24 protein-coding genes are annotated in these 26,273 nt (G+C 71.8%); 21 read left to right on the plus strand and 3 right to left on the minus strand.

The window, feature by feature from the left end; genetic code table 11:
- The first annotated feature begins 83 nt into the window (after positions 1–83).
- The 6 genes from VO99_RS06985 (at position 84) to VO99_RS07010 (ending at position 7,642) form a co-directional block, all read left to right on the plus strand.
- Positions 84–1,460, plus strand: a complete 1,377-nt coding sequence (locus tag VO99_RS06985) for an acyclic terpene utilization AtuA family protein (RefSeq protein WP_046112073.1) — start codon at positions 84–86, stop codon at positions 1,458–1,460.
- Positions 1,457–1,867 carry an AtuA-related protein gene (locus VO99_RS06990; protein WP_046112074.1) on the plus strand — a complete coding sequence of 137 codons (411 nt, stop codon included), beginning with the start codon at positions 1,457–1,459 and terminating at the stop codon, positions 1,865–1,867. Before VO99_RS06985 ends, VO99_RS06990 begins: the two co-directional genes overlap by 4 nt.
- Positions 1,864–2,838, plus strand: a complete 975-nt coding sequence (locus tag VO99_RS06995; RefSeq protein ID WP_046112075.1) for a Bug family tripartite tricarboxylate transporter substrate binding protein — start codon at positions 1,864–1,866, stop codon at positions 2,836–2,838. The genes VO99_RS06990 and VO99_RS06995 overlap by 4 nt, the downstream gene beginning before the upstream one ends.
- A gap of 101 nt (positions 2,839–2,939) precedes the next feature.
- Positions 2,940–4,568: a tannase/feruloyl esterase family alpha/beta hydrolase gene (locus VO99_RS07000; RefSeq protein WP_052736150.1), complete on the plus strand. Its 1,629-nt coding sequence runs from the start codon at positions 2,940–2,942 to the stop codon at positions 4,566–4,568.
- Positions 4,569–4,579: 11 nt separating this feature from the next.
- A complete protein-coding gene (locus VO99_RS07005; protein ID WP_046112076.1) occupies positions 4,580–6,724 on the plus strand; it encodes an alpha/beta hydrolase domain-containing protein in 2,145 nt (714 codons plus the stop codon).
- A gap of 84 nt (positions 6,725–6,808) precedes the next feature.
- Positions 6,809–7,642 carry an IclR family transcriptional regulator gene (locus VO99_RS07010; protein ID WP_083440416.1) on the plus strand — a complete coding sequence of 278 codons (834 nt, stop codon included), beginning with the start codon at positions 6,809–6,811 and terminating at the stop codon, positions 7,640–7,642.
- 21 nt (positions 7,643–7,663) lie between these two features.
- On the opposite strand, the gene VO99_RS07015 is transcribed toward VO99_RS07010, so the two are convergent.
- Entirely contained in the window at positions 7,664–8,935 is a 1,272-nt protein-coding gene (locus tag VO99_RS07015) for a Zn-dependent hydrolase (RefSeq protein ID WP_046112077.1), read from the minus strand.
- Between the two features lie 182 nt (positions 8,936–9,117).
- Between VO99_RS07015 and VO99_RS07020 the strand changes: the two genes are divergently transcribed.
- Genes VO99_RS07020 through VO99_RS07045 form a run of 6 tightly spaced genes read left to right on the plus strand, consistent with a single transcriptional unit; the run spans position 9,118 to position 15,973 of the window.
- Positions 9,118–10,782: an ABC transporter substrate-binding protein gene (locus tag VO99_RS07020; protein ID WP_046112078.1), complete on the plus strand. Its 1,665-nt coding sequence runs from the start codon at positions 9,118–9,120 to the stop codon at positions 10,780–10,782.
- A 7-nt stretch (positions 10,783–10,789) separates the two neighbouring features.
- A complete protein-coding gene (locus VO99_RS07025; RefSeq protein WP_046112079.1) occupies positions 10,790–11,743 on the plus strand; it encodes an ABC transporter permease in 954 nt (317 codons plus the stop codon).
- Positions 11,744–11,773: 30 nt separating this feature from the next.
- The gene (locus VO99_RS07030; protein WP_046112080.1) at positions 11,774–12,670 is read left to right on the plus strand and encodes an ABC transporter permease; all 897 of its coding nucleotides are present in this window, start codon (positions 11,774–11,776) and stop codon (positions 12,668–12,670) included.
- A complete protein-coding gene (locus VO99_RS07035; RefSeq protein ID WP_046112081.1) occupies positions 12,667–13,746 on the plus strand; it encodes an ABC transporter ATP-binding protein in 1,080 nt (359 codons plus the stop codon). The genes VO99_RS07030 and VO99_RS07035 overlap by 4 nt, the downstream gene beginning before the upstream one ends.
- The gene (locus VO99_RS07040) at positions 13,743–14,765 is read left to right on the plus strand and encodes an ABC transporter ATP-binding protein (protein WP_232315286.1); all 1,023 of its coding nucleotides are present in this window, start codon (positions 13,743–13,745) and stop codon (positions 14,763–14,765) included. Before VO99_RS07035 ends, VO99_RS07040 begins: the two co-directional genes overlap by 4 nt.
- Before the next feature lie 23 nt (positions 14,766–14,788).
- Positions 14,789–15,973: an amidase gene (locus VO99_RS07045; RefSeq protein ID WP_046112082.1), complete on the plus strand. Its 1,185-nt coding sequence runs from the start codon at positions 14,789–14,791 to the stop codon at positions 15,971–15,973.
- Between the two features lie 36 nt (positions 15,974–16,009).
- On the opposite strand, the gene VO99_RS07050 is transcribed toward VO99_RS07045, so the two are convergent.
- The gene (locus VO99_RS07050; protein WP_046112083.1) at positions 16,010–16,495 is read right to left on the minus strand and encodes an ureidoglycolate lyase; all 486 of its coding nucleotides are present in this window, start codon (positions 16,493–16,495) and stop codon (positions 16,010–16,012) included.
- Between the two features lie 55 nt (positions 16,496–16,550).
- Between VO99_RS07050 and VO99_RS07055 the strand changes: the two genes are divergently transcribed.
- From VO99_RS07055 to VO99_RS07070, 4 genes are all read left to right on the plus strand, one after another.
- On the plus strand, positions 16,551–16,841 hold the full coding sequence (locus VO99_RS07055; protein WP_046112084.1) for a DUF3297 family protein: 291 nt from the start codon (positions 16,551–16,553) through the stop codon (positions 16,839–16,841).
- A 75-nt stretch (positions 16,842–16,916) separates the two neighbouring features.
- On the plus strand, positions 16,917–17,738 hold the full coding sequence (locus VO99_RS07060; RefSeq protein WP_046112085.1) for a hypothetical protein: 822 nt from the start codon (positions 16,917–16,919) through the stop codon (positions 17,736–17,738).
- Entirely contained in the window at positions 17,651–18,091 is a 441-nt protein-coding gene (locus VO99_RS30150; protein ID WP_046112086.1) for a hypothetical protein, read from the plus strand. Before VO99_RS07060 ends, VO99_RS30150 begins: the two co-directional genes overlap by 88 nt.
- 173 nt (positions 18,092–18,264) lie before the next feature.
- Entirely contained in the window at positions 18,265–19,206 is a 942-nt protein-coding gene (locus VO99_RS07070) for an endonuclease/exonuclease/phosphatase family protein (protein WP_046112087.1), read from the plus strand.
- Positions 19,207–19,306: 100 nt separating this feature from the next.
- Here VO99_RS07070 and VO99_RS07075 read toward each other — a convergent pair whose 3' ends face one another.
- Positions 19,307–19,627 (minus strand): hypothetical protein, encoded by a 321-nt coding sequence (locus VO99_RS07075; protein WP_046112088.1) that lies wholly within the window; start codon positions 19,625–19,627, stop codon positions 19,307–19,309.
- A gap of 182 nt (positions 19,628–19,809) precedes the next feature.
- Here VO99_RS07075 and VO99_RS07080 point away from each other — a divergent pair, with 182 nt between their 5' ends.
- From VO99_RS07080 to VO99_RS07100, 5 genes are all read left to right on the plus strand, one after another.
- A complete protein-coding gene (locus VO99_RS07080) occupies positions 19,810–20,151 on the plus strand; it encodes a hypothetical protein (RefSeq protein ID WP_046112089.1) in 342 nt (113 codons plus the stop codon).
- Positions 20,152–20,328: 177 nt separating this feature from the next.
- Entirely contained in the window at positions 20,329–22,476 is a 2,148-nt protein-coding gene (locus tag VO99_RS07085) for a TonB-dependent siderophore receptor (protein ID WP_046112179.1), read from the plus strand.
- Positions 22,477–22,491: 15 nt separating this feature from the next.
- On the plus strand, positions 22,492–23,238 hold the full coding sequence (locus VO99_RS07090; protein ID WP_046112090.1) for an ABC transporter ATP-binding protein: 747 nt from the start codon (positions 22,492–22,494) through the stop codon (positions 23,236–23,238).
- On the plus strand, positions 23,235–24,713 hold the full coding sequence (locus tag VO99_RS07095) for an ABC transporter permease (RefSeq protein WP_083440418.1): 1,479 nt from the start codon (positions 23,235–23,237) through the stop codon (positions 24,711–24,713). The genes VO99_RS07090 and VO99_RS07095 overlap by 4 nt, the downstream gene beginning before the upstream one ends.
- On the plus strand, positions 24,710–26,083 hold the full coding sequence (locus VO99_RS07100) for a DUF3526 domain-containing protein (protein WP_046112091.1): 1,374 nt from the start codon (positions 24,710–24,712) through the stop codon (positions 26,081–26,083). Before VO99_RS07095 ends, VO99_RS07100 begins: the two co-directional genes overlap by 4 nt.
- The last annotated feature ends 190 nt before the right edge of the window (positions 26,084–26,273 follow it).

Here is a 26,273-nt window from a genome sequence, read left to right on the forward strand (position 1 = left end):
GCGTTTCCGATCAAGTGATCCGAATTCTCGAATTCTCTTATCAATCGCGCCGCCCTACATTCGCCGGCAACAAGAGGAGACACATGGTTCCGCAACCCTTGCGCATCGGTGGTGCCGCAGGCTTCTCGGGTGACCGCACCGACGCCGCCGCACCCGTGGTGCAGGCGCTGATCGCTGCCGGCGGGCCGGCCGTGCTGATCTTCGAGACGCTGGCCGAGCGCACCCTGGCGCTGGCCCAGCTCGCGCGCCGGCAGAACCCCGAGGCCGGCTACGAGCCGCTGCTGGACGACCTGCTGCGCCCGGTGCTGGCCGACTGCCTGGCCCACGGCATCCGCATCGTCAGCAACTTTGGCGCAGCCCATCCGATGGGCGCGGCGCGCCGCATCCAGGCGCTGGCCGCCGAGCTGGGCCTGCCTGCGCCGCGCATCGCGGTGGTCAGCGGCGACGACGTCTCCGGGCCCGCGCAGCGGCCGGCGCTGCTGGAATGCCTGTCCGAAGCCGACCGCCAGCTGCTGGCCGAGCGCCCGCTGGTCAGTGCCAATGCCTACCTGGGCGCCGAGGCCATCGCCCAGGCGCTGAAGGCCGGCGCGCAGGTCGTGGTGTGCGGCCGCGTGGCCGATCCTTCCCTGGTGGTGGGCCCGGCGCTGGCCCATTTCGGCTGGGCGCCGGACGACTGGGACCGCCTGGCCCGCGCCACCATGGCCGGCCACCTGCTGGAATGCGGCGCGCAGGTCACCGGCGGCTACTTCGCCGACCCCGGCGTGAAGGACGTGCCCGGCCTGGCCACGCTGGGCTATCCCATCGCCGAGATCGATGCCGACGGCCACTGCAGCATCGGCAAGCCCGCCGGCACCGGCGGCCTGGTGAACGAGCACACGGTGAAGGAACAGCTGCTGTACGAGGTGCACGATCCCGCCGCCTACCTCACGCCCGACGTGGTGGCCGACCTCAGCCAGGCCCGCGTGCGGCAGCTGGCGCCCGACCTCGTGCGGCTGGAAGGTGTGCGCGGCCATGCGCGCACGGACACGCTGAAGGTCAACGTGTGCTTCGAGTCGGGCTGGCTGGCCGAAGGCGAAATCTCCTATGCCGGCCCGCGGGCCGAGGCCCGCGCCCGGCTGGCCGCGCAGGTGCTGCGCGAGCGGCTGGCCGGCCTGGGCCCGCTGCGGGCCGACCTGATCGGCGTGGCCAGCGTGTTCGCCGATGACGCAGGCCGCTGGCTGGCCGACACGCCCGACCGCGGCGCCACCGACGTGCGGCTGCGCGTGGCACTGCGCCACGCCAGCAAGGCCGGCGCCGAGCGGCTGGCGCGCGAGGTGCTGGCGCTGTACACCTGCGGCCCCGCCGGCGGCGGCGGCGTGCGCACCACGCTGCGGCCCACGCTGGGCACGGTGTCGTGCCTGATGCCGCGCGCGCTGGTGCCTGCGCGCTTCGAGATGCTGGCGGCGGAGGGCGCGGCATGAACGAGACCCTCATCACCGTGCCGCTCTGGCGTGCCGCGCACGGCCGCACCGGCGACAAGGGCAACCGCTCCAACATCAGCGTGATCGCCTGGCATGAAGACCTGTTCGCACCCATCGTCGAGCAGATCACCGAGGCGGTGGTGGCCCAGCGCTTCGCGCACCGCCGGCCCAGCCGGGTGCAGCGCCACCTGCTGCCCGCGCTGCAGGCGATGAACTTCGTGCTGGACGACGTGCTGGACGGCGGCGTCAACGATGCACTGAACCTGGACAGCCATGGCAAGGCCCTGTCCTTCCTGCTGCTGGAGCTGCCGCTGCAGCTGCCCGCCCACCTGGCGCCGCTGTTGCGCGGCCACGGCCAGGGCCCTTCCGAACCAGACCGACATCACATCCCACAGGAGACGACATGAAGTACCCCGCCACCCGCCGCCACACAATGGCCCTGCTGCTGGCCGCCAGCCTGGCGCCCGCCGCCTGGGCCCAGGGCAAGTACCCCGAGAAGCCCATCACCTTCGTGGTGCCGTTCGCCGCCGGCAGCGCCACCGACCAGCTGGCCCGGGCACTGGGCAACTCGGTCACCGAGCAGACGAAGCAGACGGTGGTGGTGGAGAACAAGGCCGGCGCCAGCGGCATGCCGGCGGCGCAGCAGGTGGCGCGCAGCGCGGCCGACGGCTACACGGTGCTGATCACCACCAACACCACGCATGCGGCCAACGAGCACCTGTACAAGAAGATGCCCTACGACCCGGTGAAGGACTTCATGCCCGTCACCGGCCTGGGCAAGGGCGGGCAGGTGATGGTGGTCAACGTGAACTCGCCGTACAAGAGCGTGGGCGATGTGGTGGCGGCGGCCAAGCAGTCGCCGGGCAAGCTCACCTTCGGCAGCGGCAGCTCCTCCAGCCGCATGGCCGGCGAGATGCTCAAGCAGCTGGCCGGCGTGGACATCCTGCACGTGCCCTACAAGAGCAACCCGCTGGGCATCACCGACCTGCTGGGCGGCCAGATCGACCTGATGATCACCGACACCTCCACCGGCGTGCCGCAGGTCAAGGCCGGCAAGCTGCGGGCGCTGGGCTATTCCACGCAGAAGCGCAGCGTGCAGCTGCCCGACGTGCCCACCATCGACGAGGCCGGCGTCAAGGGCTACGACATGGGCTACTGGTTCGCGGCCTATGTGCCGGCCGGCACGCCGGCGCCGGTGGTGGCGCGGCTGAACGAGCTGCTGCAGACCGCCGTCAAGGGCCCCGCCGCCAAGACCTTCTTCGACACCGCCGGCTCCGAACCCTGGACCACCACGCCCGACGAGCTGGCCAGGTTCCAGGCGGCCGAGACCCAGAAATGGGGAAAGGTCATCAAGGCCGCCGGCATCGAAGCCGAGTAACCGGCCGCACCGCTTCCATCCCCCGACAGCCCGACCCCGCACCGCCGCGCAGAACGGCGGGCCGGGCCGCGCCATGCCCGAACACAGCCAGGAGACAAGACATGACCCGCCCCCACCCCAAGCTCGGCGCGCTGTTCGCGCTGTGCACGCTCGGCGCCGTCGCGCTCACCGCCTGCGGCGGCGACGGTGACGACGACGGCGCGACCGCACCGCCGCCGGCGCCCACGCCGCTGGCCTGCGAGGCCGCTTCCTTTGCCGCGCTGAAGCTCGACAACGCCACCATCACCTCGGCCACGCCGGTGCCCGCCGGCAGCTACACGCCCCCCGGCACCCGCACCGTGCTGGAGGGCCTGCCGGCCTTCTGCCTGGTCAAGGGCCAGGCCACGCCCACCAGCGACTCCCTCATCAACTTCGAAGCCTGGGTACCCACCGGCGCGGCCTGGAACGGCAAGCTGGTGACCACCGGCAACGGCGGCTACAGCCCTGCACTCAGCCACCGCGACATGGCCTATGCGATGGCCCAGGGTTATGCCGTGATCGGTGGCGACACCGGCCACCAGGGCGACCCCAATGCGATGGACTGGGGCCTGGGCCACCCGGAGAAGATCACCGACTGGGGCAGCCGCTCCATCCACGCCATCACCGTGCCGGCCAAGCAGCTGGTGGCCACGCTGCAGGGCCAGCCGGCCAAGCGTGCCTACTACTACGGCTGCTCCACCGGCGGCCACCAGGCCTATGCCCAGGTGCAGCGCTACCCCACCGACTTCGACGGCGTGATCGCCGGCGCGCCCGGCAACAACCGCACCGCGCTGAATGCCGAGTTCCTGTGGCGCTACCTGTCCAACCGCACCAGCGAAGCCGATCCGGCGCTGCTGCTGACGCCGGCCAAGGCCGCGCTGATCACCAGCGCCGCGGTGGCCGCCTGCGACACCCTCGACGGCGTGGCCGACGGCGTGATCACCGATCCTCGGCAATGCACCAGCGCCCGCTTCGACGTCGGCTCGCTGCAATGCACCGGCGCCGATGCCGCCACCTGCCTGACCGCGCCGCAGGTGGAAGCCGCCCGCAAGATCTACGCAGGCCCGAAGAACCCGCGCACCGGCGCGCAGATCTATCCCGGCCAGGTGGTCAGCAGCGAAAGCGGCTGGCCCGGCTACTGGGGCGGCGCCGAGCCGGTGCGCACCGACTACTGGCGGTTGTGGGCCTTCGAGGATCCGTCGTGGAACTGGTGGCAGTTCGACTTCGACCGCGACTACGCCTTCGCGCTGGCCAAGGTGGGCAGCCGGGTGGACCAGACCTCCACCGACCTGTCGGCCTTCAAGGCCGCGGGCGCCAAGCTCATCACCTACCAGGGCTGGATCGACCCGGTGGTGGTGGCCACCGACACCATCGCCTACTACGAGGCGGTGCGCGCCGCGCAGGGCTCGCAGGCAGAGGTGGACCGCTTCTTCAAGCTGTTCATGGTGCCGGGCATGGGCCACTGCTCGGGCGGCCCGGGCGCCACCTCGTTCGGCAACGGCGGCACGCCGCCGGTGGTGGATGCCGAGCACGACCTGCTGTCCGCACTCGACCGCTGGGTGGAACAGGGCACCGCACCGCAGCGCCTGATCGCCTCCCGCGTGGCCAATGGCGCCGTCACCCGCACCCGGCCGTTGTGCGCCTGGCCTGCCCACGCCGTGTACAGCGGCAGCGGCAGCACCGACGACGCCGCCAACTTCACCTGCCGTTGAGGAGACACGACATGTCTAGACAAGTCAATCACAAGCTCGCCCTGGTACTGGCCGCCGCGCTGCTGGCCGCCTGCGGCAGCGACAACGACAACGACGACGGCAGCGCCAACCCGCCGCCCACGCCCGCCAAGGCGCCGCAGCTGCGCATGACGGTCAGCGCCACCGAGGACTTTGCCGGCAGCTGGGGCAGCGTGGGCGCCTATGAAAAACTCACCGGCACCATCGCCGGCGAGGTGGACCCCGCCGACCCGAAGAACGCGGTGATCCAGGACCTGCAGCTGGCCCCGCGCAATGCCAACGGCATGGTGGAGTACAGCGCCGACTTCGTGATGCTCAAGCCCAAGGACATGAGCAAGGCCAGCGGCGTGCTGCGCTACGACGCGCCCAACCGCGGCAACATCCTGACGATGCTCAACCCCGTGGCCACGCCCAGCGATGCGGTGTACCTCGAGCGCGGCTACGTGATGCTGTATTCGGCCTGGCAGGGCGACGTGCCCAAGAGCAACCCGGCCCGCCTCACGGTCACGGTGCCGGTGGCCAAGAATGCCGACGGCAGCAGCATCACCGGCCCTTACCGCAGCGAGCTGGTGCCCACGGCCGCGGTGCCTGCGATGGCCCTGCCCGGCGGCGTGTTCAACGGCACCATGATTCCCTACGAGCCGGCCAGCCTGGACAACACCCTGCCCGGCTATTCGCTCACCCGCCGGCGCAACGAGACCGACCCGCGCATCCCGGTGGCGCCGGCCGACTGGAAGTTCGCTACCTGCGACACCGCGGCCAATCCCTTCCCCGGCACCGCCAGCCTCAGCAGCATCTGCCTGAAGGGCGGCTTCGATCCGCAGTACCTGTACGAGCTGGTCTACGTCGCCAAGGACCCGAAGGTGATGGGCGTCGGCCTGGCCGCGCTGCGCGACACGGTGAGCTTCTTCCGCAAGCAGGCGGCGGATTCGGCCGGCACGCCCAATCCGCTGGCCGGCCGCATCACCCACACGCTGGGCCAGGGCACCTCGCAGTCGGGCAATGCGATGAAGACCTTCCTGCACCTGGGCTTCAACCAAGCGCTGGACGGCGGCAAGGTCTTCGACGGCCTGTTCGCCCATGTGGCGGCGCGCCAGACCAACATCAACACCCGCTTTGCCGTGCCCGGCGGCGGCGGCGGCCTGCGCACCGACCACACCGCCTTCGGCCAGACGGCCCCGCGCGGCCTGGCCGCGGACTACCAGGACGACGTCAGCGGCCGCCAGGGCGGCGTGATGAAGCGCTGCGAGGCCACCAGCACCTGCCCCAAGTTCTTCCTCGGCCTGTCGGGCACGGAGTTCTGGCAGCTGCAGGGCTCGCCGGTGCTCACCGATGCCTACGGCTTCCGCGACCTGGTGCAGCCGGCCAACGCCCGCATCTACTACTACGCCAGCACCCAGCACGGCGGCAACGGCGGCGTGGCCAGCATCAGCTACGCACCCAGCCGCAACGTGTACCCGGCCGGCACGGTGGTGCACTTCACCGACACCTTCCGAGCCCTCTTCGTGGCGCTGGAAGACTGGGTGGTGCGCGGCACCGAGCCGCCGGCCAGCCAGGTGCCGAAGGTGACCGACGGCACCCTGGTGCGGCCGGACCAGCTGGTGTTCCCGGTGATGAAGGGCCTGACCTGGTCCGTGGGCGGCACGCAGACGGCCATCCCCGACTTCAACTACCTGGCCCGCTACAACGGCTTTGCGCTGTACGACTTCGGCCCGCAGTACATCCCGCAGGACGAATCGGGCATCGCCGACCAGCTGCCGCCCTATTACACCGGCCGCGACTACGCGATCCTGGTGCCGCAGGTGGACCCGGGCACCGGCCTGACGCGCGCCGGCATCAAGAGCGTGGAGGCGCAGGCACCGCTGGGCACCAGCATCGAGTTCAACTACGTGGCCACGCCGGGCATCGTCGACCTGTCCAACCTCACCGGCGCCTTCATCCCCTTCCATGCCACCGAGGCGGCCCGCCTGGCGGCCGGCGACAGCCGGCCCTCGCTGGAATCGCTGTACGGCAGCCATGACGGCTATGTGGCGGCGGTGCGCAGCGCGGCCGATGCGCTGGTGGCCCAGCGGCTGCTGCTGCCGCGGGATGCGCAGCTGCGCATCCAGCAGGCGGCCGATTCCAGCGTGCTGCGCTAGGGCCGGCGCGCACCGGCGGCAGGTCAGGGTTCGATAGCCGATTCGCTAGACTCGGCTTTCGATACCCCTCCGCCGCCGGGCACGATGGCCACCAGCCGCAAGACACCCTCCCGCAAGACCGCCCGCGCCGCCGCGCCCGAACCGCCCCCGGCGGTGGCCGACGCGCTCTACAACGTCTCCCTGGAAAAAGGCCTGCAGGTGCTGCGGGCCTTCGACGCCGCCCACCGCACCATGACGCTGGTGGAACTGGCCGAGCTCACCGGCATGAGCAAGGGTTCGGTGCAGCGCACGGTGCACACGCTGCAGGTGCTGGGCTACGTGGGCAAGCATCCGCAGACGCGGCGCTTCCAGCTGCTGCCCAGGGTCATCGAGATCGGCTTCAACTACCTGTCCGCGCATCCGCTGATCCGTGCCGCCCATCCCTACCTGACGCAGCTGGCGAATGCCAGCGGCGAGACGGCCAGCCTGACCGAGGCGGTGGATACCGAGATGGTGTACGTGGCGCAGCTGCTCACGCCCAAGTTCATCCCGGTGCTCACGCCGGTGGGCATGCGCATCCCGATGTACTGCACCAGCTCGGGCCGCGCATGGCTCAGCGCGCTGCCGGCCGAGCAGGCCCGGGCGCTGCTGCAGGCCAGCCACCGGGAGCGCCGCACGCCGGCCACCCTGGTGGACGTGGACGCCATCATGAAGCGCGTCGCCCAGTGCCGGAAGGTGGGCTACGCCACCAACTGCGAGGAGCTGTTCCTGGGCGACATGGGCCTGGGCGCCGCGGTGGTGGACAGCACCGGCCGGCCGGTGGCCGCGGTGCATGTGTCGCCGCCCACCAGCCGCTGGACGATGGAGGAGGCGCAGAAGAAGCTGGCGCCCATGGTCATCGAATGCGCGCGCGCCATCTCGCTGGCGGTGGCGCACTGAGGGCGCGGCGCCGCGGCCCGCTCACATCGCCAGTGCCAGCATCGTGCGCAGCAGCACATCGCCGCCGGCGGAGATGTGCGCGGGCAGCGCATCCTCGATCTCGTTGTGGCTGATGCCGTCCTTGCAGGGCACGAAGATCATCGCCGTGGGCGCCACCCGGGCCAGGTAGACGGCGTCGTGGCCGGCGCCGCTGACGATGTCCATGTGCGGCAGCCCGAGCGACTGCGCCGCCGCCCGCACGCCGTCCACGCAGGCCGCGTCGAACACGCAGGGATCGAAGCTCACCACCTGCTGCACCGCCACCTGCACGCCCGCGGCCTCGGCCAGCGCGGCGAAGCCGGTACGCATCGCCTGGTCCATGCGGTCCAGCCCGGCCTGCGCCAGGTGGCGGAAGTCCACCGAGAAGCGCACCTCGCCGGGCACCACATTGCGTGAGTTGGGCAGCACCTGCAGGTGGCCCACGGTGCCGCGGCCGTCGGGCGCCTCCTGCAGCGCGATGCGGTTGACCAGTTCCACCATGCGCGCCGCGGCCAGCAGCGCATCGCGGCGCAGCGCCATCGGCGTGGGGCCGGCATGGGCATCCATGCCGGTCACCGTCACGTCGTACCACTGCTGGCCCAGCGCGCCGCGCACCACGCCGATGGGCAGGCCCTGGTCTTCCAGCACCGGGCCCTGCTCGATGTGGGCTTCCAGGTAGGCGGCATACATGCCGCCGGGCACCTGGCCGCAGGGCTGCGGGCCCAGGTAGCCGATGCGCCGCAGCTCGTCGCCCACCGACAGCCCGGCGCCGTCGCACTCCGCATGGATGCGCGGCACCTCGAACACGCCGGCGAAGGCGCCGGAGCCCATCATCACCGGCGTGAAGCGGGTGCCTTCCTCGTTGGTCCAGAACACGACCTCGATCGGTGCACGGGTGGCCATGCCGTGATCGTTCAGGGTGCGCACCACTTCGAGGCCTGCCAGCACGCCGAAGTTGCCATCGAACTTGCCGCCGGAAGGCTGGGTGTCGATGTGGCTGCCGGTGGCCACCGCGCGGGCAGCGGGATCGGTGCCGGCGCGGCGGCCGAACACGTTGCCCACCTCGTCGACGCGCACCTCGAGGCCGGCTTCGCGGAACCACCGCACCACCTGGTCGCGGCCGGCGCGGTCTTCGTCGGTGAGCGCGATGCGCCGCACGCCGCCCTTGGGCGTGGCGCCGATGGCGGCCAGCGCCATCAGCGATTGCCACAGGCGTGCGCCGTCGATGCGCGGGCTGTCGGGAAGGGGGGTGGGCTGCTGTGGGGCGGTGCGCATCGGCTTGGCGTCTTGCAATGGATGGGAGTATGGATAACCAGTAGACCACTATCGACAAAACATAGCACCATATCGTTAATCGATACGTTTGCGGCTGTTTGCGCCGGTTTTTGGCACAGCGCTTGCATGACGGTGCCGGCCTCTTGATGTGCAACCTTCTTCAATACCCGGATGGTGACCCGATGAGCCTGAACCCGTTGCAGCCCTGCCGCCTGCGCCACCTCGCCCTTGCCGCCGCGCTGTCGCTGCTTGGCAGCAGCGCCGCCCTGGCGCAGGAGAAGGTGCTGCGCATCGCGATGACGGCCGCCGACATCCCGCGCACGCTGGGCCAGCCCGACCAGGGCTTCGAGGGCAACCGCTTCACCGGCATTCCCATCTACGACGCGCTGACGCACTGGGACCTGTCCAAGGCCGACGCGCCCAGCGTGCTGGTGCCGGGCCTGGCCGCCAGCTGGGCGGTGGATGCCGCCGACAAGACCAAATGGCTGTTCAAGCTGCGCCCGGGCGTGAAGTTCCACGACGGCTCGCCGCTGAATGCCGACGCGGTGGTGTGGAACGTGAACAAGGTGCTGGACAAGGCGGCGCCGCACTTCGATGCCAGCCAGGTGGGCGTCACCGCCTCGCGCATGCCCACGCTCAAGAGCGCCCGCAAGATCGACGACCTGACGGTGGAACTGCTGACCAGCGAGCCGGACTCCTTCCTGCCCATCAACCTGACCAACCTGTTCATGGCCTCGCCTGCGCACTGGGAGGCCAAGCTGAAGGCGGTGCCCGCGGCCACCACCGATCCGGCCGAGCGGGCGAAGGCCGCCTGGACGGCCTTCGCCGCCGATCCCTCGGGCTCGGGCCCCTTCAAGGTCACCCGCTTCGTCGCCCGCGAGCGGCTGGAGCTGGCCGCCAACAAGGCCTACTGGGATGCCAAGCGCACGCCGCGCATCGACAAGGTGGTGCTGATCCCGATGCCCGAGGCCAATGCCCGCACCGCGGCGCTGCTCGGTGGTCAGGTCGACTGGATCGAGGCGCCTTCGCCGGACGCAATGCCGCAGATCCAGCAGCGCGGCTTCAAGATCTATTCCAATGCGCAGCCGCATGTGTGGCCGTGGCAGCTCTCCTTTGCCGAAGGCTCGCCCTGGCTGGACAAGCGGGTGCGCCAGGCTGCCAACCTGTGCGTGGACCGCGGCGGCCTGAAGCAGCTGCTGGGCGGCATGATGGCCGAGCCCAAGGGCACCGTGCCGCCGGGCCATCCGTGGTGGGGCAATCCCAAGTTCGACATCAAGACCGACGTCAAGGCCGCGCAGGCGCTGATGACGGCGGCCGGCCATTCGGCCGCCAAGCCGCTGAAGGTCAAGGTGCAGATCTCGGCCTCGGGCTCGGGCCAGATGCAGCCGCTGCCGATGAACGAATACGTGCAGCAGTCGCTCAAGGAATGCCACTTCGACGTGCAGTTCGACGTCATCGAGTGGAACACCCTGTTCACCAACTGGCGCAAGGGCGCCAAGGACCCGTCGGCCAACGGCGCCAATGCGGTCAACGTGAGCTTCGCGGCGATGGACCCGTTCTTCGCGATGGTGCGCTTCGTCAGCACCAAGACCTTCCCGCCGGTGTCCAACAACTGGGGCTACTACGGCAATGCCGAGGTGGACAAGCTGGTGGCCGATGCCCGCACCGCCTTCGACGACAAGGCGCGCGATGCGGCGCTGGCGCGGCTGCATGCCCACATCGTGGAGGACGCGCCCTTCGTCTGGATCGCGCACGACGTGGGCCCGCGCGCCATGTCGGCCAAGGTGAAGAACGTGGTGCAGCCGCGGAGCTGGTTCATCGACATCGCCACCATGACGATGGACTGAGGCCGCGATGCTGGCCTACCTCGTGCGGCGCGTGCTGGTGGCGCTGCCCATCATGCTGGGCGTGGCGCTGGTGTGCTTCGCGCTGGTGCACCTGGCGCCGGGCGATCCGCTGGTGTCCATCCTGCCGCCCGATGCATCGGCCGAGCTGCAGGCGCAGCTGCGCGAGCTGTACGGCTTCAACCGCAGCTACCCCGAGCAGTTCCTGGCCTGGGTGTGGCGGGCGCTGCACGGCGACCTGGGCATGTCCATCGCCACCAGCCGGCCGGTCGTCGGGGAGGTGCTGAAGGCGGTGGTGAACACGCTGCGCCTGGCGGTGGTGGCCACGCTGATCGGCTTCGTGCTGGGTTGCCTGTTCGGCTTCGTGGCCGGCTACTTCCGCCGCTCCTGGGTGGACCGCGCGGCCTCCATGCTGTCGGTGCTGGGCGTGAGCGTGCCGCACTACTGGCTGGGCATGGTGATGGTCATCGTGTTCTCGTCGCAGCTGATGTGGCTGCCGGCCACCGGCGCCGGGCCCGGCGGCTCCGACGAATGGGCCTGGGACTGGGCGCATGTGCAGTACATGCTGCTGCCGGCCCTCACCATGTCGGTCATCCCGATGGGCATCATCGCGCGCACGGTGCGGGCGCTGGTGTCCGAGCTGCTGGACCAGGAGTTCATCGTCGGCCTGCGGGCCAAGGGGCTGACGCACCTGGGCATCTTCCTGCACGTGGTGAAGAACGCGGCGCCCACCGCGCTGGCGGTGATGGGCCTGCAGCTGGGCTACCTGCTGGGCGGCTCCATCCTGATCGAGACGGTGTTCTCCTGGCCGGGCACCGGCTTCCTGCTCAACTCGGCCATCTTCCAGCGCGACCTGCCGCTGCTGCAGGGAACCATCCTGGTGCTGGCGCTGTTCTTCGTCGTCCTCAACCTGCTGGTGGATGTGCTGCAGACGCTGCTGGACCCGCGCATCGCCCGCGCCTGACATCCCCACGGCATCCACGAGGCCACCGCCATGACCACGCTTGCACCCCCTGCCGCCGCCGCGGTGGCCGCCCTGCCGGCGCAGCGCTCGCGTGGCTACTGGGCGTCCGTGGGCCACCGCTTCCTGCGCGACCCGGTGGCCGTGGGCGCGGCGCTGGTGGCGCTGCTGCTGTTGTCGCTGGCCCTGTTCGGGCCCTGGCTGGCGCCGGCCGACCCCTACCAGTCGTCGATGCTCAAGCGGCTCAAGCCCATCGGCACGCCGGGGCTGCCGCTGGGCAGCGACGAGCTGGGCCGCGACATGCTCTCGCGGCTGATCGTCGGCGCGCGGCTGTCGCTGTTCATGGGCATCGTGCCGGTGCTGTGCGCCTTCGTGGTGGGCGCGGCCATCGGCATCCTGGCCGGTTATGCGGGCGGCACCACCAACACGCTGGTGATGCGCACCATCGACGTGTTCTATGCCTTTCCGTCGGTGCTGCTGGCCATCGCGCTGTCGGGCACGCTGGGTGCGGGCATCTTCAATTCGCTGGTGTCGCTGACGGTGGTGTTCATCCCGCAGATCGCGCGCGTGGCCGAGAGCGTGACCACGCAGGTGCGCGGGCGCGACTATGTGGAAGCCGCCCGGGCCTCGGGCGCCGGCGCCTTCACCATCGTGCGGGTGCATGTGCTGGGCAATGTGCTGGGGCCCATCTTCGTCTATGCCACCAGCCTGATCGCGGTGTCGATGATCCTGGCCTCCGGCCTGTCCTTCCTGGGCCTGGGCGTCAAGCCGCCCGAGCCGGAGTGGGGCCTGATGCTCAACACCCTGCGCACCGCCATCTACGTGCAGCCGTGGGTGGCCGCGCTGCCGGGCGTGATGATCTTCGTCACCTCCATCACCTTCAACCTGCTGTCGGACGGACTGCGCAACGCCATGGACCACAAGACATGAATGGAGCCCCTCGTCCGCTGGGGGGATCCGGCCCCGGAGCCGCGCAGCCGGCCGACGTGGGCGGGCCGGCGCAGCCGCTGCTGACCATCCGCGGGCTGCAGAAGCACTATCCGCTGGCCCGCGGCGTGCTCGGCCGCGGCGGCGGCACGGTGCGGGCGGTGGACGGCGTGGACTTCACCGTGAAGAAGGGCGAGACGCTGGGCGTGGTGGGTGAATCGGGCTGCGGCAAGAGCACCACCGCACGGCTGCTGATGCAGCTGATCCGCCCCACCGCCGGCGAGGTGGTGTTCGACGGCCAGGCCGTGGGCGGCCGCTCGCTGCCGCTCAAGGAGTTCCATCGACAAGTGCAGATGGTGTTCCAGGACAGCTATGCCTCGCTCAACCCGCGGCTGACCATCGAGGACTCCGTCGCCTTCGGTCCGCAGGTGCACGGCCTGCCGCGGCGCGCCGCGGTGCAGCGCGCGCGGGAGCTGCTGTCCCGCGTGGGCCTGGAGCCGCAGCGCTTTGCCGAGCGTTATCCGCATGAGCTCTCGGGCGGGCAGCGGCAGCGGGTGAACATCGCCCGCGCGCTGGCGCTGCAGCCGCGGCTGCTGATCCTGGACGAGGCGGTGTCGGCGCTGGACAAGTCGGTGGAGGCGCAGGTGATCAACCTGCTGCTGGACCTGAAGGCCGAGTTCGGCCTGACCTACGTCTTCATCAGCCACGACCTGCAGGTGGTGCGCTACATGAGCGACCGCGTGCTGGTGATGTACCTGGGCCGGGTGGCCGAGCTGGGCCCGTCGGAGGCGCTGTACACCGCGCCGCTGCATCCCTACACCCGGGCGCTGCTGTCCTCCATGCCGTCGATGGACCCCGACCACCGCACCGAGCAGGCGCTGCTGGCGGGCGATCCGCCCAACCCCATCGACCCGCCTGCCGGCTGCCGCTTCCATCCGCGCTGCCCGCATGCGGCGCCGGTGTGCGGCCAGCAGATGCCGCGGCTGGCCGAGCACCGCAGCCTGCACACGGCCGCCTGCCTGATGCACGAAGCCGGCAGCGGCCATCCCGCCGCACCGGCGCTGCGGGAGGCCGCATGACCGCGCCGCCGGACGACGCCGGGCCGATGGTCTCGCTGCAGGACCTGAGCGTGCAGTTCAGCGGCGGCCGCAAGCCGGTGCAGGCCGTCAGCGGCGTGAGCCTGGAACTGCAGCGCGGCCAGGTGCTGGCCCTGATCGGCGAATCGGGCTCCGGCAAGAGCGTGACGCTGCGCACCCTGCTGCGGCTGCACCCCGAGCGGCGCACCCGCGTGGGCGGCCGCGTGCAGGTGGCCGGCCGCGACGTGCTGGCGATGGGCGGCCGTGAGCTGGCCGACTACCGCGGCAAGGTGGCGGCCATGATCTTCCAGGAGCCGCTGCTGGCGCTGGACCCGGTGTACAGCGTGGGCGCGCAGATCGTCGAATCCATCCGCAGGCATGAGCGGGTGACCGCCGCCGAGGCCCGGCAGCGTGCGCTGGCGCTGTTCGAGCGGGTGCGCATTCCCAGCCCGGAGCGCCGGCTGGCGGCCTATCCGCACGAGATGTCGGGCGGCATGCGCCAGCGCGCGATGATCGCCCTGGCCCTGGCCTGCCGGCCGCAGCTGCTGCTGGCCGACGAGCCCACCACCGCGCTGGACGCCACGGTGCAGATCCAGATCCTGCTGCTGCTGCGCGAGCTGCAGCGCGACCTGGGGCTGTCGGTCATCTTCGTCACCCACGACATCGGTGCGGCGGTGGAGGTGGCCGACCGCATCGCGGTGATGTATGCCGGGCGCATCGTGGAAGAAGGCAGCGCCCGCGAGCTGATCCGCACGCCGCGCCATCCGTACACCATCGCGCTGCTCACCAGCCGCGCCCACGGCGCCATGACCCGCGGCACGCGGCTGCCCACCATCGGCGGCGCGCCGCCCGACCTGGCTGCCCTGCCCCCGGGCTGCGCCTTCGCCGAGCGCTGTGCCCTGGCGCGGCCGGAGTGCCTGGCGGTGCAGCCGCCACCGGTGGCCATCGGCCCCGGCCACCAGGCGCGCTGCCTGCGCACCGATGCCACCGCCGCGCTGCTGGCCACGCCCGCCCTGCCCTGACCTGGAACCTTCCGAGGAAGACGATGCCGCTGCACGATCCCGTCCATGCCTTCGTGCCCTATCCCGAGGCCGAGGTGCCCCGGGCCGCCACCGGCCCGCTGGCCGGGCTGGACTTCGGCGTGAAGGACCTGTTCGACGTGGCCGGCTATCCCACCGGCGGCGGCCATCCCGTCGTGCTGGCGATGTCGGGCATCAAGACCCGCACCGCACCTACGGTGCAGCGGCTGCTGGAGGCCGGCGCGCGCTTCGTCGGCAAGACGGTGACCGACGAGCTGGCCTTCTCGATGAACGGCGACAACGCACACTTCGGCGCGCCGCTGAACAGCGCGGCCCCGCAGCGCATCACCGGCGGCTCGTCCTCGGGCTCGGCCGCCGCGGTGGCCGCCGGCCTGTGCGACCTGGCGCTGGGCACCGACACCGGCGGCTCGGTGCGGGCACCGGCCAGCCACTGCGGGCTGTACGGCCTGCGGCCAACCCATGGCCGGGTGAGCCTGCAGGGCGCGCTGGACCTGGCGCCCAGCTGCGACACCTGCGGCTGGTTCAGCCGCGATGCGGACACCTTCGACCGCGTGGCCGAGGTGCTGCTGGGCGCCGATGCCCGCCCGCTGACGCAGGCGCGCCTGCTGTGGCCGCAGGACGTGTGGGCGCTGGCCGAGCCGGCGGCGGTGCAGGCGCTGCAGCCCGCCGCCGACCGGGTGCAGGCGCTGCTGGGGCCGGCCACGCCGGTGTCAGTGGCGCTGGAGGACTTCGATGCGATGTACTGGCATTTCCGCGCCATCCAGGGCCGCGAGGCCTGGCAGACCGATGGCCCGCTGATCGAGCGCCATGCGCTGGTGCTGGGCCCGGGCGTGGCGGAGCGCTTCGCCTGGTCGCGCTCCGTCACCGACGAGCAGGTGCTGCAGGCGCGTGCCTTCCGCCAGCGTTTCAGCAGCCACCTGGCGCGGCTGCTGGGCCACGACGGCGTACTGTTGATGCCCACCATGCCCGACATCGCGCCGCTGCGCGCGGCCGGCGAGGCCAGCCTGGAGGACTACCGCAACCGCGCCATCCGGCTGCTGTGCATCGCCGGCCTGGCCGGCCTGCCGCAGCTGTCGATGCCGCTGGCACGGCGTGACGGCGCGCCGCTGGGCCTGTCGCTGCTGGCGCCGGCAGGCAGCGACCGCAGCCTGGTGGCGCTGGCCCGGCAGCTGTCCGCCCACGCCGGCTGACGCTGCGCCCGGCTCAGCCCGGCATCGGCCGCGGATTCACCCGAGGTGCACCTGCACCGGTTGGGGCAGCGCATGCACGTCGCAGTCCACCTGCGCCGCGGCGCGCTCCAGCACCACGAAGTCGCCGTCCTCCACGGCCAGCAGCGCGTGGTGCCAGGTGCCGGGCCACAGCGTCACGCCCTGGCGGCCATCGGTGACGAAGGCGGCCAGCGACGCGGCCTGCGGCGCCGCGCCGGCCGGTGCCACCACCAGCACGAAGCGGCGCTCGCCCAGCGGCACGAAGCTCTGGCTGCCCAGCGCATGGCGCTCCATCTCATGCACCGCATGCGGAAAGGCCCGCGCCTGCGCGCGGAACAGCGCCAGCATCGGCCGCCCGCCTTCGGCCGTGAGCTGCAGGTCGGCCGCCAGGTCGAAGCGCTGCGCATTGCCGCCGTTGATCGGCCTGCCCCCTTGGGCGGGCGCGTGCAGCACCAGGCCGTAAGGTGCGAAGGCTTGGGCTTGCAATGGCTGGGCGATGAGCATCGGGCCAGTGTATGAGCCGGCAGAATGGCGCGCTTCGCATGACACGAGACGCCCGATGACCGCTGCTTCCGACACCCCCGCCGACCCGGCCGACTCCGCTGCAGCCGCGCCGCAGCGCCCCGAGCTGCCCGACCGCCTGTCCACCGATCCGCGCAGCCCGCACCATGTGCCCGCCATCTTCGAGCACGCCATCGGCATCCGCCTGAACGGCCGCGAGCTCACCAACGTGGAGGAGTACTGCATCAGCGCCGGCTGGGTGAAGGTGCCCTCCGGCAAGACGCTGGACCGCAAGGGCCGGCCGCTGCTGCTGCAACTCAAGGGCAAGGTGGAGCCCTTCTACCGCTGAAGCCCGGCGCGCCCGCGCCGATAAGGCAGGCATGACGTACCTGCCGACCGCCGCCCCGTCCCACGGGGCGCTGCGATGAAAGCCTTCGAGCCGAAGGCCGTGCCGCCCGACAGCTGGCGCCACTGGGTCACCGAGGCCCTGGACCTCTGCACCGCGCAATGGCTGCCCAACACCATGCTGGTGCTGGGCCTGCTGGGCGGCGTGCAGCTGCTGCAGGCCGATCCCGGGCGGCTGCTGCTGGGCTGCCTGGCGCCGGGCCTGGTCGCGCTGTTCGCGGCCGTGGCCTCGCGGGCGCACACCCCGCGGCGGCTGCACCAGGTGCTGCGCGGCAGCCTGCCGGGCGTCGGCCGGGCGGTGCTGTGCGCGGCCACGGTGCTGGCCGTGCTGTATGCGGTGCTGGCCGCGATTGCCGGTGCGCTGGCCTTCGGCGGCGCAGGCGCGCCGGCCGCGGGCCAGGCGGCCTGGACGGCCGGCACGGCTACCAGCGACTTCGCCGCCGGGCAAAGCGCGCTGCTGGTGCTGTTCCTGTGGCTGCTGGTGCCGCTGCTGTTCTTCCTGCTGCCGCTGCTGGTGTGTGCGCAACTGCCCGTGCGGCAGGCGCTGGCCCTGGCGCGGCAGGCGCATGCGCTCAATCCCTTCGCCTGGCGCGTGGGCGCGGCAGCCGGATTGCTGTGCCTGGGCGGTGCGATGTGGAACGGCGTGGCCGCCGTGCCCTTCTATCCGCTGATCGGCACGCTGCTGTACGTGGCCTACCGCCATGTGTTCCTCGGCATGCCGCCCGAAACCGCCACGCAGTCCACGCACGCACGATGGCCCGCTTTGCAAAGTCCGACCTGGTCCTCGCCTGGTTCGTCGCCACGGCGTTCAGCGGGCTGCCGTCCACGCTGCATGCGCTGATCACCGGCGCCGACGTGCTGGAGGCCACCCGCGCCGCCGGCGCGATGCTGCTGCCGCAGGCCACGCACACGCCCACGCTGTTCATGGCAGCGGCGGTGGTGCACCCGGCCATCTCGGCCTTCTGGACGCTGGTGTTCGCACGATGGCTGCCGGTGCGCAGGCCGCTGGCGGGCGCGCTGGCGGGCTCGGTGGCGGTGGCCCTGCTGGACCTGCTGGTCATCGCGCCGCTGGCCTTCCCGCGGGTGGCGGCCCTGCCCTTCGGGCCGCAGCTGGCCGACCACCTGATGTGGGGCGCGCTGCTGGGCGGCACGCTGCAGTGGCGGTCACGCCGCTGTCATGCGGCGCGGGCCTAATGCACCCATCGGAGCGCAAATCGACCGCAGCAATGGGCGGAAGGCGCAAGCCAGGGAACCCGTCACCCGGCGCGACGATGCCACCTTTCCAGCTGTAAGCAATTCCTCGCGTCACGCACCGGTCATCCCGCGTTCCTAGGCTGCAAGCCCTACCAACGCAGGAGCAGTACCCGATGACGCATTCCTTCAGCCCCCGCCTGCCACGGCCGCGCGGCATCCACATCGCCTTGCTGGCCGCCCTGGCTGCACTGGCCGCCGCCGGCGGCAACGCGCAGGCGGCCAGCCTGTCCATCGCCACCTACAACATCCACCATGCCGCCGGTGCCGACAACGTCGTCGACCTGGACCGCATCGCGGGCGTGATGTCGGGCCTGGATGCCCAGATCATCGGCCTGCAGGAAAACGACATGGCCAACGGCCGCACGGGCTTCGTGCACCAGCCCAACGAGCTGGCCGCGATGATGTCCGCGCGCACCGGCTCGGTGTGGCAGGCGCTGTCGGCACCGGCCATCAACTACCAGGGCGGCCAGTACGGCAATGCCATTCTGTTCGACACCGGCGCGCTCAGCCTGCAGTCGTTCAAGGTGCTGGGCCTGCCCGACCCCGCCGGTGACGGCGCCCGATCGGCCGGCCTCGCGGTGTTCGAGCTGGCCGGCACGCGCTTCCAGTTCGCCACCACCCACCTGACCCACCGCAACCAGGCCTCGCAGACGGTGCCCGGCTCCACGGTGCAGATCGACAGCATGAACCTGATCGACGCGGCCATCGACCGCACGCTGCCGGCGGTGGTCAACGGAGACTTCAATGCCGGGCCGGCCTCGGCCTCGATGGCGCACTGGCAGTCGCTGGGCTGGCGCATCGACAGCCCGACCGACGTGCCCACGCTGGAGGGCGGCACGCAGGCCATCGACTTCAACACCAGCCTGGGCGCCGATGCCTGGCAGGTGACCGGCAACCGGGTGGTGACCGGCGGCCTGGCGGCCGTGGCCTCCGACCACTTCCCGGTGGTGACCACCTACAACATTCCCGCCGTGCCCGAGCCCGGCACCTATGCGCTGATGCTGTGTGGCGCCGGCGTGCTGGCCGCGGTGGCCCGCCGCCGTCCGGGCCGGTAAAAAAGCAGGGGCCGCCGGGGCCCCTGAAGCACTTGACCTGACCACGATGCCGGCGGGATTGCCGGCAGCATGTCTGCGGCAATCGGGATACCGCGGCCGCTCAGAAGCGGGTGAAGTCGGTCTCTTCCACATCCAGCATCGACAGCCGTTGCGCGGGCGGCGGCCGACGCGGCGTGCGGCGGCCCATGGCACTGGCGATCACGCGCCGGGCCGGTGCCTCGGCAGCGGCGGCGGCCGTGGCGGAAGCCGCGCCTTCGAAGGCGTCCAGCGGCATCACCGCGTCGATGTCCCCGGCCTCGTGTGCACGGGCCATGCGCTGCGCTTCGGCCAGCAACTGCTGCAGCCGCTGCGCGGCGCCGTCGGCCTCCGCCTGCAGGCGCTGCAGCGCACGCCAGGCCTGCGAGCCCAGCACGGCGGCCACCAGCCGGGCGGCGGTGGTGCCAGCCAGGCAGCGGCCAGTGGCATCAGCCCCGCGGCATGCACGGCCCAGGCTTTATTGGCTTCCGTTCGATTCGCATGCCAAGTCCGTCACGCGCCGCATCGCCGATGGCCCTGAGCAAACTGTCTATTGAGATTTCGTTATCAACAGTATGATGGGCCGCGATGCGCAACCTGCTGTTGAAAACTGTGCTGCTGGCCATGTTCCTGAACATGGCCTTCGGCATGGCGCGGCATGAGGCCACGCATTGGCAGTCGGCCATCGCCGGCCTGCATGGCGCCGGCGACGAAGCACCGGCGCAGGAAGAAGATGCCGAGGGCGCCCATGCGCTGTGCGCCGCCTGCCATGCCCAAGCGCAGCTGGCCGATGGCGGGCCCGGGCCGGCCGCACCGCGGCTGCATCCGCCCGGCGCCACGACACCAGCCTTGCGCCCGCCGCCGCAACCGCTGCTGCCCAGCCCGGGGCGCTGGCGCTTTGCCTCGCGTGATCCGCCGCTGACGGCCTGAGGCCGCGCCGGCCCTCCGCCGGCTGCCCGCGAGCGTTCTCGCCGGCCACGGCCGTCCCGGCCCCGTCTTCATCGCCCCCAGCCCGCCGGCCGCCCCTGGTCGCGCGGCGGCGCTGCCCTGTTCACGCCAGTGCCGCGGCCTCATGCCGCGTGGCGCTTGCCCTCGTCCGTGCCCATCATGCTCATCGCATCCTTCGCCTGCCGCCTGCGGCCGGCCCCCGTGCCGCTGGTCCTGGCGGCCAGCCTTCTTTCATGCGCCCACGCCGCCCGGGCCCAGCCGGCGGAAACACCGTCACAGGCCATCGAGGTCGTCGGCCGCAGCCAGTCGGGCGCCTACCACGGCGCCGAGGCCACCGGCGCCAAGACCGAACTGCCGCTGCGCGAACTGCCGCAGTCGGTGCGCATCGTCACCCGGCAGGCCATCGACGACCTGGGCGCGACCCGGCTGGACGAGGTGCTGGACTATGTAGGCGGTGTCTCGCGGCAGAACAATTTCGGCGGCCTGTGGGACAACATCGCCATCCGCGGCCTGCCCGGCAACGAGAACACCGGCATGGCCACGCTGCTCAACGGCTTCTCGTCCAACCGCGGCTTCAATGCGCCGCGCGACCTGGCCGGCGTGGAGCGCATCGAGTTCCTCAAGGGCCCGGCCGCCGCGCTGTACGGCAGCAGCGAGCCCGGCGGCACGCTGAACATCGTGTCCAAGCGGCCGCTGTGGCGGCCGGCGCATTCGCTGGAAGGCTATTTGGGCAGCCACGGCCTGCGCCGCACCGCGCTGGACAGCACCGGCCCGCTGGGCGAGCGCCTGGCCTACCGGCTGAACCTGGCGATCGAGGACCGCGACAGCTTCCGCGACCATGTGCAGGCCAGCCGCCGCGTGCTGGCGCCGGCCTTTCGCTGGCAGCTGGACGACCGCACCACCATCGACTACGTGGGCGAGCTGCTGCGCCACCGCACGCCGCTGGACCGCGGCGTGGTGGCGGTGGATAACCGGCTGGGCGCCATCCCGCGCAGCCGCTTCCTCGGCGAGCCGGCCGACGGCGACGTGACGGTGGACAACCAGACCCACCAGCTGATGCTGTCGCATGAGCTGTCCGACCACTGGCAGGGCCGGCTGGGCCTGTCGGCGCGCCGCACCGGCGTCGAGGGCTACTCCACCGAGCCCACCGCGCTGCGGCCCGACGGCAGCCTGACCCGGCAGCGCCGCTACCGCGACTTCGATTCGTCCGACCTGGCGCTGCAGGCCGAGCTGCAGGGCCGGCTGCGCACCGGCGGCCTGGCGCATGAGCTGCTGCTCGGCTTCGAGACCTTCCGCTTCCGGATGGACACGCTGATGCTGCGCGCCAATCCCAGCGCCGCCGCGCCCTATGCGATGGACATCTTCGATCCGGTGTACGGCCAGCCGCGGCCGGAGCCGCAGCCCCACACCAGCACGCTGGAACGGCAGCGCAACCATGCGCTGTACCTGCAGGACGTCATCACGCTGTCGCCACAGTGGCGGCTGGTGGCGGGCCTGCGCACGGACCACTACCGTCAGTCGCTGGACAACCGCCGCACCGCCACCCGGCAACAGCAAAGCCCGTCGGCCACCTCCCCGCGGCTGGGCCTGAGCTGGCTGCCCGGCCCGGGCTGGACGCTGTATGCCAATGCCGGCCGCTCCTTCCGGCCCAACGTGGGATCGGACGCCACCGGCAAGTCCTTCCATGCCGAGACCGGCCGCTCGCTGGAGCTGGGCGGCAAGTGGGAAAGCGCCGACCGCCGCCTGGGCGCTACCGCGGCGCTGTTCGACATCCGCAAGCGTCATGTGCTGACCTCCGACCCGTCGAATGCCGGCTTCTCGGTGGCCGCCGGTGCGGTGCGCAGCCGCGGGGCGGAATTCGACCTGGCCGGCCAACTGGGCCGGCACTGGCGGCTGAATGCCAGCCTGGTGTTCAACGACGTGGAGATCACCCGCGACCAGCTCCTGGAGGTGGGCGGCCGCCTGCTCAACGTGCCCAGGGTCAACGGCAGCCTGCTGGCCGTGTACGAGCATGGCCTGGCCCACGGGCAGCGCTACGGCATCGGCGGCGGGGTGACCTACATGGGCCGCCGGCTGGGCCAGGCCCGCACGCACGCGGAGGCCACCGCCGGCACGCCCGCCTTCGAGCTGCCGGCCTACACCACCGCCAAGCTCACCGCCTGGTGGCGCGCCACGCCCGCGCTGCGGCTGACGCTGGACGTGGACAACCTGTTCGACCGCGATCACTACACCAGCTCCTACAGCCGCGTGTGGGTCACGCCCGGCAGCGACCGCCATGTGACCCTGGGCCTGCAGGCCCGCTTCTGACTTGCAGGAAGCTTCATGACATCCACCCCCTCCTCCGCCCCGATGCCGGCCTTGCTCGCCACCGGCGTCACCGCCGGCCATGGCGGCCGCCCGGTCCTGCAGGGCCTGCACCTGTCGGTCGGCGCCGGCGAGATCTATGCCCTGCTGGGCGCCAACGGCGCCGGCAAGACCACCACGCTGAGCCTGTTCCTGGGCTTCGTGCAGCCGGTGCAGGGCCGCGTGCAGGTGCTGGGCATCGACCCGGTGGCCCAGCCATCGGCCGCACGCCGCCAGCTGGCCTACGTCCCTGAGAACGTGGCGCTGTACGGGCAGCTCAGCGCCCGCGAGAACCTTGCCTACCTGCTGGACCTGGCCGGGCAACCGGCAGCGCCGGCGCGCATCGACCAGGCGCTGGCCGATGCCGGCCTGCAGGCCGATGCCCATGCGCGGCCGGTGGCCGGCTTCTCCAAGGGCATGCGGCAGAAGGTGGCCATCGCGCTGGCACTGGCGCGCCAGGTGCCGGCGCTGCTGCTGGACGAACCCGCCTCGGGCCTGGATCCGCAGTCCAGCGCCGAATTCAGCCGCCTGCTGCTGCGGCTGCGTGCGCAGGGCGTGGCAGTGCTGATGGTCACGCACGACCTGCTGGGCGCCGCCGACGTCGCCGACCGCATCGGCTTCATCGAGCACGGACGATTGCGCGAGGAAGTGGCCGCCACCGGCTGCGAGCGCTTCGACGTGCGCCAACTGCACCGCCGCCATGCGGCGCAGGAGGCACGGCCATGAACCAGGCCATCCCGCTGACCGAGGGCGGCGTCCGCCGGCAGGCATCCCCGGCCGTCGTGTGGCGCATCGCCCGCCATGAATGGCGGCTGCTGCGGCGCGACCGCGTGGCCGTGCCGGCTTTGGCGCTGCTGCTGCTGCTGGCGGTGGCTGCGCTGTTCACCGCCTGGGAGCACCGCCGCAGCGCGGATGCCGAGCGCAGCCGCTACCAGGCCCAGGTGCACCAGGAGTTCGAGTCGCAGCCCGACCGCCACCCGCACCGCATGGTCCATTACGGCCACTTCGTGTTCCGGCCGCTGGCGCCGCTGGCGGCCTTCGAGGCCGGCGTGGACAGCTACACCGACCACACGCTGTACCTGGAAGGCCACCGGCAGAACAGCGCCAACTTTGGCGACGTGCGGCAGTCGTCGCTGCTGCTGCGCTTCGGCCAGCTCACGCCGGCCTTCGTGCTGCAGGTGCTGGCGCCGCTGGTGCTGGTGATCGTGGGGCATGCCAGCCTGGCGCGCGAGCGCGAATCGGGCACCCTGCGGCTGCTGCTGGCCCAGGGCGTGCGGCCGGGCCGGCTGCTGGCCGGCAAGATGCTGGCGCTGGCCGGCGCGGCCGGCGTGATGCTGCTGCCCGCTGCGCTGGGGCTGGGCGCGGCAACCCTGTCCGGCGCGGCGCCGGCCAGCCTGGGGCTGGCCTGGCTGGCCGCGTATGCGGTCTGGCTGCTGCTGTGGGTGATGGCCGTGGTGGCCACCTCCACCGCCCTGGCCCGCGGCCGCGACGCGCTGATGCTGCTGCTGGCTGCCTGGGCCGTGGTCGTGGTGCTGCTGCCCCGGCTGGCGGCGGAGGTGGCCGCTTCCACCCGGGCGCTGCCCACCCGCTTCGAGACGGACATCACTGTGGCGCGCGAGCTGGCCGCGCTGGGCGACAGCCACGATCCCGACGACCCGTATTTCGCCGACTTCCGCAGGCAGGTGCTGGCGCAGTACGGCGTGAGCCGGGTGGAGGATCTGCCGGTGAACTACAAGGGCCTGCTGGGCATGGAAGGCGAACGCCTGACCAGCGCGCTGTTCGACCGCCATGCCGCCGCCGGCTTCGCGCTGCAGGCAGCGCAGCTGCGCACGGTGGACGCGCTGGCCTGGGCCGGCCCGGTGATCGCGCTGCGCCGCATCTCCATGGCCGTGGCCGGCACCGACCTGGCCAGCTACCGCCGCTTCGTCGAGCAGGGCGAGCAGTTCCGCTACCGCATGGTGCAGGCGCTCAACCGGCTGCAGGCCGACAAACTGCCGTATGCACAGGACCGCTCCAGCCGCGACGTGCGCATCGGCCGCGAGCACTGGCACGGCCTGGCGGACTTCCGCTACCAGCCCGCGCCGCCGGCTGAGGTGCTGCGCCAGGCGCTGCCCGCGGCCGCGGTGCTGCTGGCCTGGCTGGCCGGGCTGGGCCTGCTGCTGCGGGCGCTGGCCGGCCGCCTGGGCAGGAGCGTGCGATGAGCGGCCTGATGCACGAGGCGCGGCTGCTGCTGCGCGCCCGCACCGCAGGAGCCGCGCTGGTGCTGCTGCTGGTGCTGTCCAGCCTGGCGGTGCTGGCCGGCAGCCGCGAGGTGGCCCGGCAGCGCCACCTGCAGCAGCACCTGGTGCAGTTGCAGCAGCAGTCGCTGCAGGCGCAGGCCCCGCGGCTGACCCGCAGCGGCGACGTCGGCAGCGCGGCCTACTACACCTTCCATGCCACCTGGGACCCGCCTTCCAGCGCCGCCTTCCTGGCGCTGGGGCTGCGCGATGCGTCGCCCCATGTGCTGCGGGTGCGCGCGCTGGCGCTGCAGGCGCAGCTGCATGAGGGCGAGACCTTCAATCCCGAGCTGGCCCTGGCCGGGCGCTTCGACTACGCCTTCGTGCTGGTGTACCTGGCGCCGCTGCTGCTGATCGCGCTGCTGCATGACCTGGTCTCGGCCGAGCGCCATGCCGGCCGGCTGGGCCTGCTGCTGTCGTTGCCCGGCGGTACCGGCCGACGGCTGTGGCTGCGCCGCGCCGGCTTGCGCAGCGCCCTGGCGGTGGCCTGCCTGGCCTTGCCGGTGCTGGCGGGCGGGCTGTACCACGGCTGCGGCGCGGCCACGCTGGCCGGTGTGCTGCTGGCCACCGCGGCGTACATGGCCTTCTGGGCCGGCCTGTCGCTGGTAGTGGCTTGCCGTGCCGCCGGCTCGGTGGCCAGCGCCACCCGACTGGTGGGCGCCTGGGTGCTGCTCACGCTGCTGCTGCCCACGCTGGCCCAGTCGGTGCTGGCGCGCATGGTGCCGGTACACCAGGGCGTGCAGCTGATGCTGGCGCAGCGGCAGGCGGTGCACGGCGCCTGGGACGAGCCGCGCGAGGCCACGCTCGAACGCTTCTTCCGCAGCCACCCGCAATGGCGCGACACCGCGCCGCTGCCCACCGGCTTCCACTGGAAGTGGTACTTCGCCTTCCAGCAGCTGGGCGATGAGCAGGTGGCGGCGCAGTTCGCCGACTACCGCGCGAGCCTGCAGGCCCGCCAACGCTGGACCGCCTGGCTCGGCGGCCTGCTGCCCGGCGTGGGCCTGCAGGTCGCGCTGCACCGCCAGGCACACACCGACCTGCTGGCCCAGCTCGCCTACCAGGACGCCATCGCCACCTTCCACCAGCGGCTGCGCGAGCACTACTACCCCTACCTGTTCCGGGACGGCCGCTACGGGTCGGCGGACTTCGCGGCGCTGCCGCGCTTCCAGCCGCCAGCGCGGGCGGAGGATGCGCCGGTGGGATCGTGGCTGGGGCTGGTGCTGGCAGCGTTGCTGGCGCTGGCAGCGGGCGTGCGCTGCGCGGGCCAGGTGAGGATGTGGATGCGGACGGGCTAGCAGCGCAAGGCGCCGTCCTACGGCCGATGCGGGCGCCGCACGACAGCGCCCGCCACCGGTCTGCCGCACCATGCAGCACGTCTACAGGAGAACGACATGCTGGGATCTTTGCTGCGATTCGGAATCAAGATGGGCGTGCTGAGCTGGGTCTTCAAGAAGGTGACCGGCGCCGGCAAGGTTGCCGGCCGCG

This window comes from Aquincola tertiaricarbonis (assembly GCF_000969605.1).
GTDB lineage: Bacteria > Pseudomonadota > Gammaproteobacteria > Burkholderiales > Burkholderiaceae_C > Aquincola > Aquincola tertiaricarbonis.

Coding starts and splice junctions, on each gene's coding strand:
- VO99_RS06985 (WP_046112073.1), top strand. CDS start 84: ATGGTTCCGCAACCCTTGCGCATCGGTGGTGCCGCAGGCTTCTCGGGT.
- VO99_RS07045 (WP_046112082.1), top strand. CDS start 14,789: ATGCCGCTGCACGATCCCGTCCATGCCTTCGTGCCCTATCCCGAGGCC.
- VO99_RS07055 (WP_046112084.1), top strand. CDS start 16,551: ATGACCGCTGCTTCCGACACCCCCGCCGACCCGGCCGACTCCGCTGCA.
- VO99_RS07040 (WP_232315286.1), top strand. CDS start 13,743: ATGACCGCGCCGCCGGACGACGCCGGGCCGATGGTCTCGCTGCAGGAC.
- VO99_RS07020 (WP_046112078.1), top strand. CDS start 9,118: ATGAGCCTGAACCCGTTGCAGCCCTGCCGCCTGCGCCACCTCGCCCTT.
- VO99_RS07090 (WP_046112090.1), top strand. CDS start 22,492: ATGACATCCACCCCCTCCTCCGCCCCGATGCCGGCCTTGCTCGCCACC.
- VO99_RS07080 (WP_046112089.1), top strand. CDS start 19,810: ATGCGCAACCTGCTGTTGAAAACTGTGCTGCTGGCCATGTTCCTGAAC.
- VO99_RS07060 (WP_046112085.1), top strand. CDS start 16,917: ATGAAAGCCTTCGAGCCGAAGGCCGTGCCGCCCGACAGCTGGCGCCAC.
- VO99_RS07070 (WP_046112087.1), top strand. CDS start 18,265: ATGACGCATTCCTTCAGCCCCCGCCTGCCACGGCCGCGCGGCATCCAC.
- VO99_RS07025 (WP_046112079.1), top strand. CDS start 10,790: ATGCTGGCCTACCTCGTGCGGCGCGTGCTGGTGGCGCTGCCCATCATG.
- VO99_RS07030 (WP_046112080.1), top strand. CDS start 11,774: ATGACCACGCTTGCACCCCCTGCCGCCGCCGCGGTGGCCGCCCTGCCG.
- VO99_RS07005 (WP_046112076.1), top strand. CDS start 4,580: ATGTCTAGACAAGTCAATCACAAGCTCGCCCTGGTACTGGCCGCCGCG.
- VO99_RS07050 (WP_046112083.1), bottom strand. CDS start 16,495: ATGCTCATCGCCCAGCCATTGCAAGCCCAAGCCTTCGCACCTTACGGC.
- VO99_RS06990 (WP_046112074.1), top strand. CDS start 1,457: ATGAACGAGACCCTCATCACCGTGCCGCTCTGGCGTGCCGCGCACGGC.
- VO99_RS07100 (WP_046112091.1), top strand. CDS start 24,710: ATGAGCGGCCTGATGCACGAGGCGCGGCTGCTGCTGCGCGCCCGCACC.
- VO99_RS30150 (WP_046112086.1), top strand. CDS start 17,651: ATGGCCCGCTTTGCAAAGTCCGACCTGGTCCTCGCCTGGTTCGTCGCC.
- VO99_RS06995 (WP_046112075.1), top strand. CDS start 1,864: ATGAAGTACCCCGCCACCCGCCGCCACACAATGGCCCTGCTGCTGGCC.
- VO99_RS07010 (WP_083440416.1), top strand. CDS start 6,809: ATGGCCACCAGCCGCAAGACACCCTCCCGCAAGACCGCCCGCGCCGCC.
- VO99_RS07095 (WP_083440418.1), top strand. CDS start 23,235: ATGAACCAGGCCATCCCGCTGACCGAGGGCGGCGTCCGCCGGCAGGCA.
- VO99_RS07035 (WP_046112081.1), top strand. CDS start 12,667: ATGAATGGAGCCCCTCGTCCGCTGGGGGGATCCGGCCCCGGAGCCGCG.
- VO99_RS07015 (WP_046112077.1), bottom strand. CDS start 8,935: ATGCGCACCGCCCCACAGCAGCCCACCCCCCTTCCCGACAGCCCGCGC.
- VO99_RS07000 (WP_052736150.1), top strand. CDS start 2,940: ATGACCCGCCCCCACCCCAAGCTCGGCGCGCTGTTCGCGCTGTGCACG.
- VO99_RS07085 (WP_046112179.1), top strand. CDS start 20,329: ATGCTCATCGCATCCTTCGCCTGCCGCCTGCGGCCGGCCCCCGTGCCG.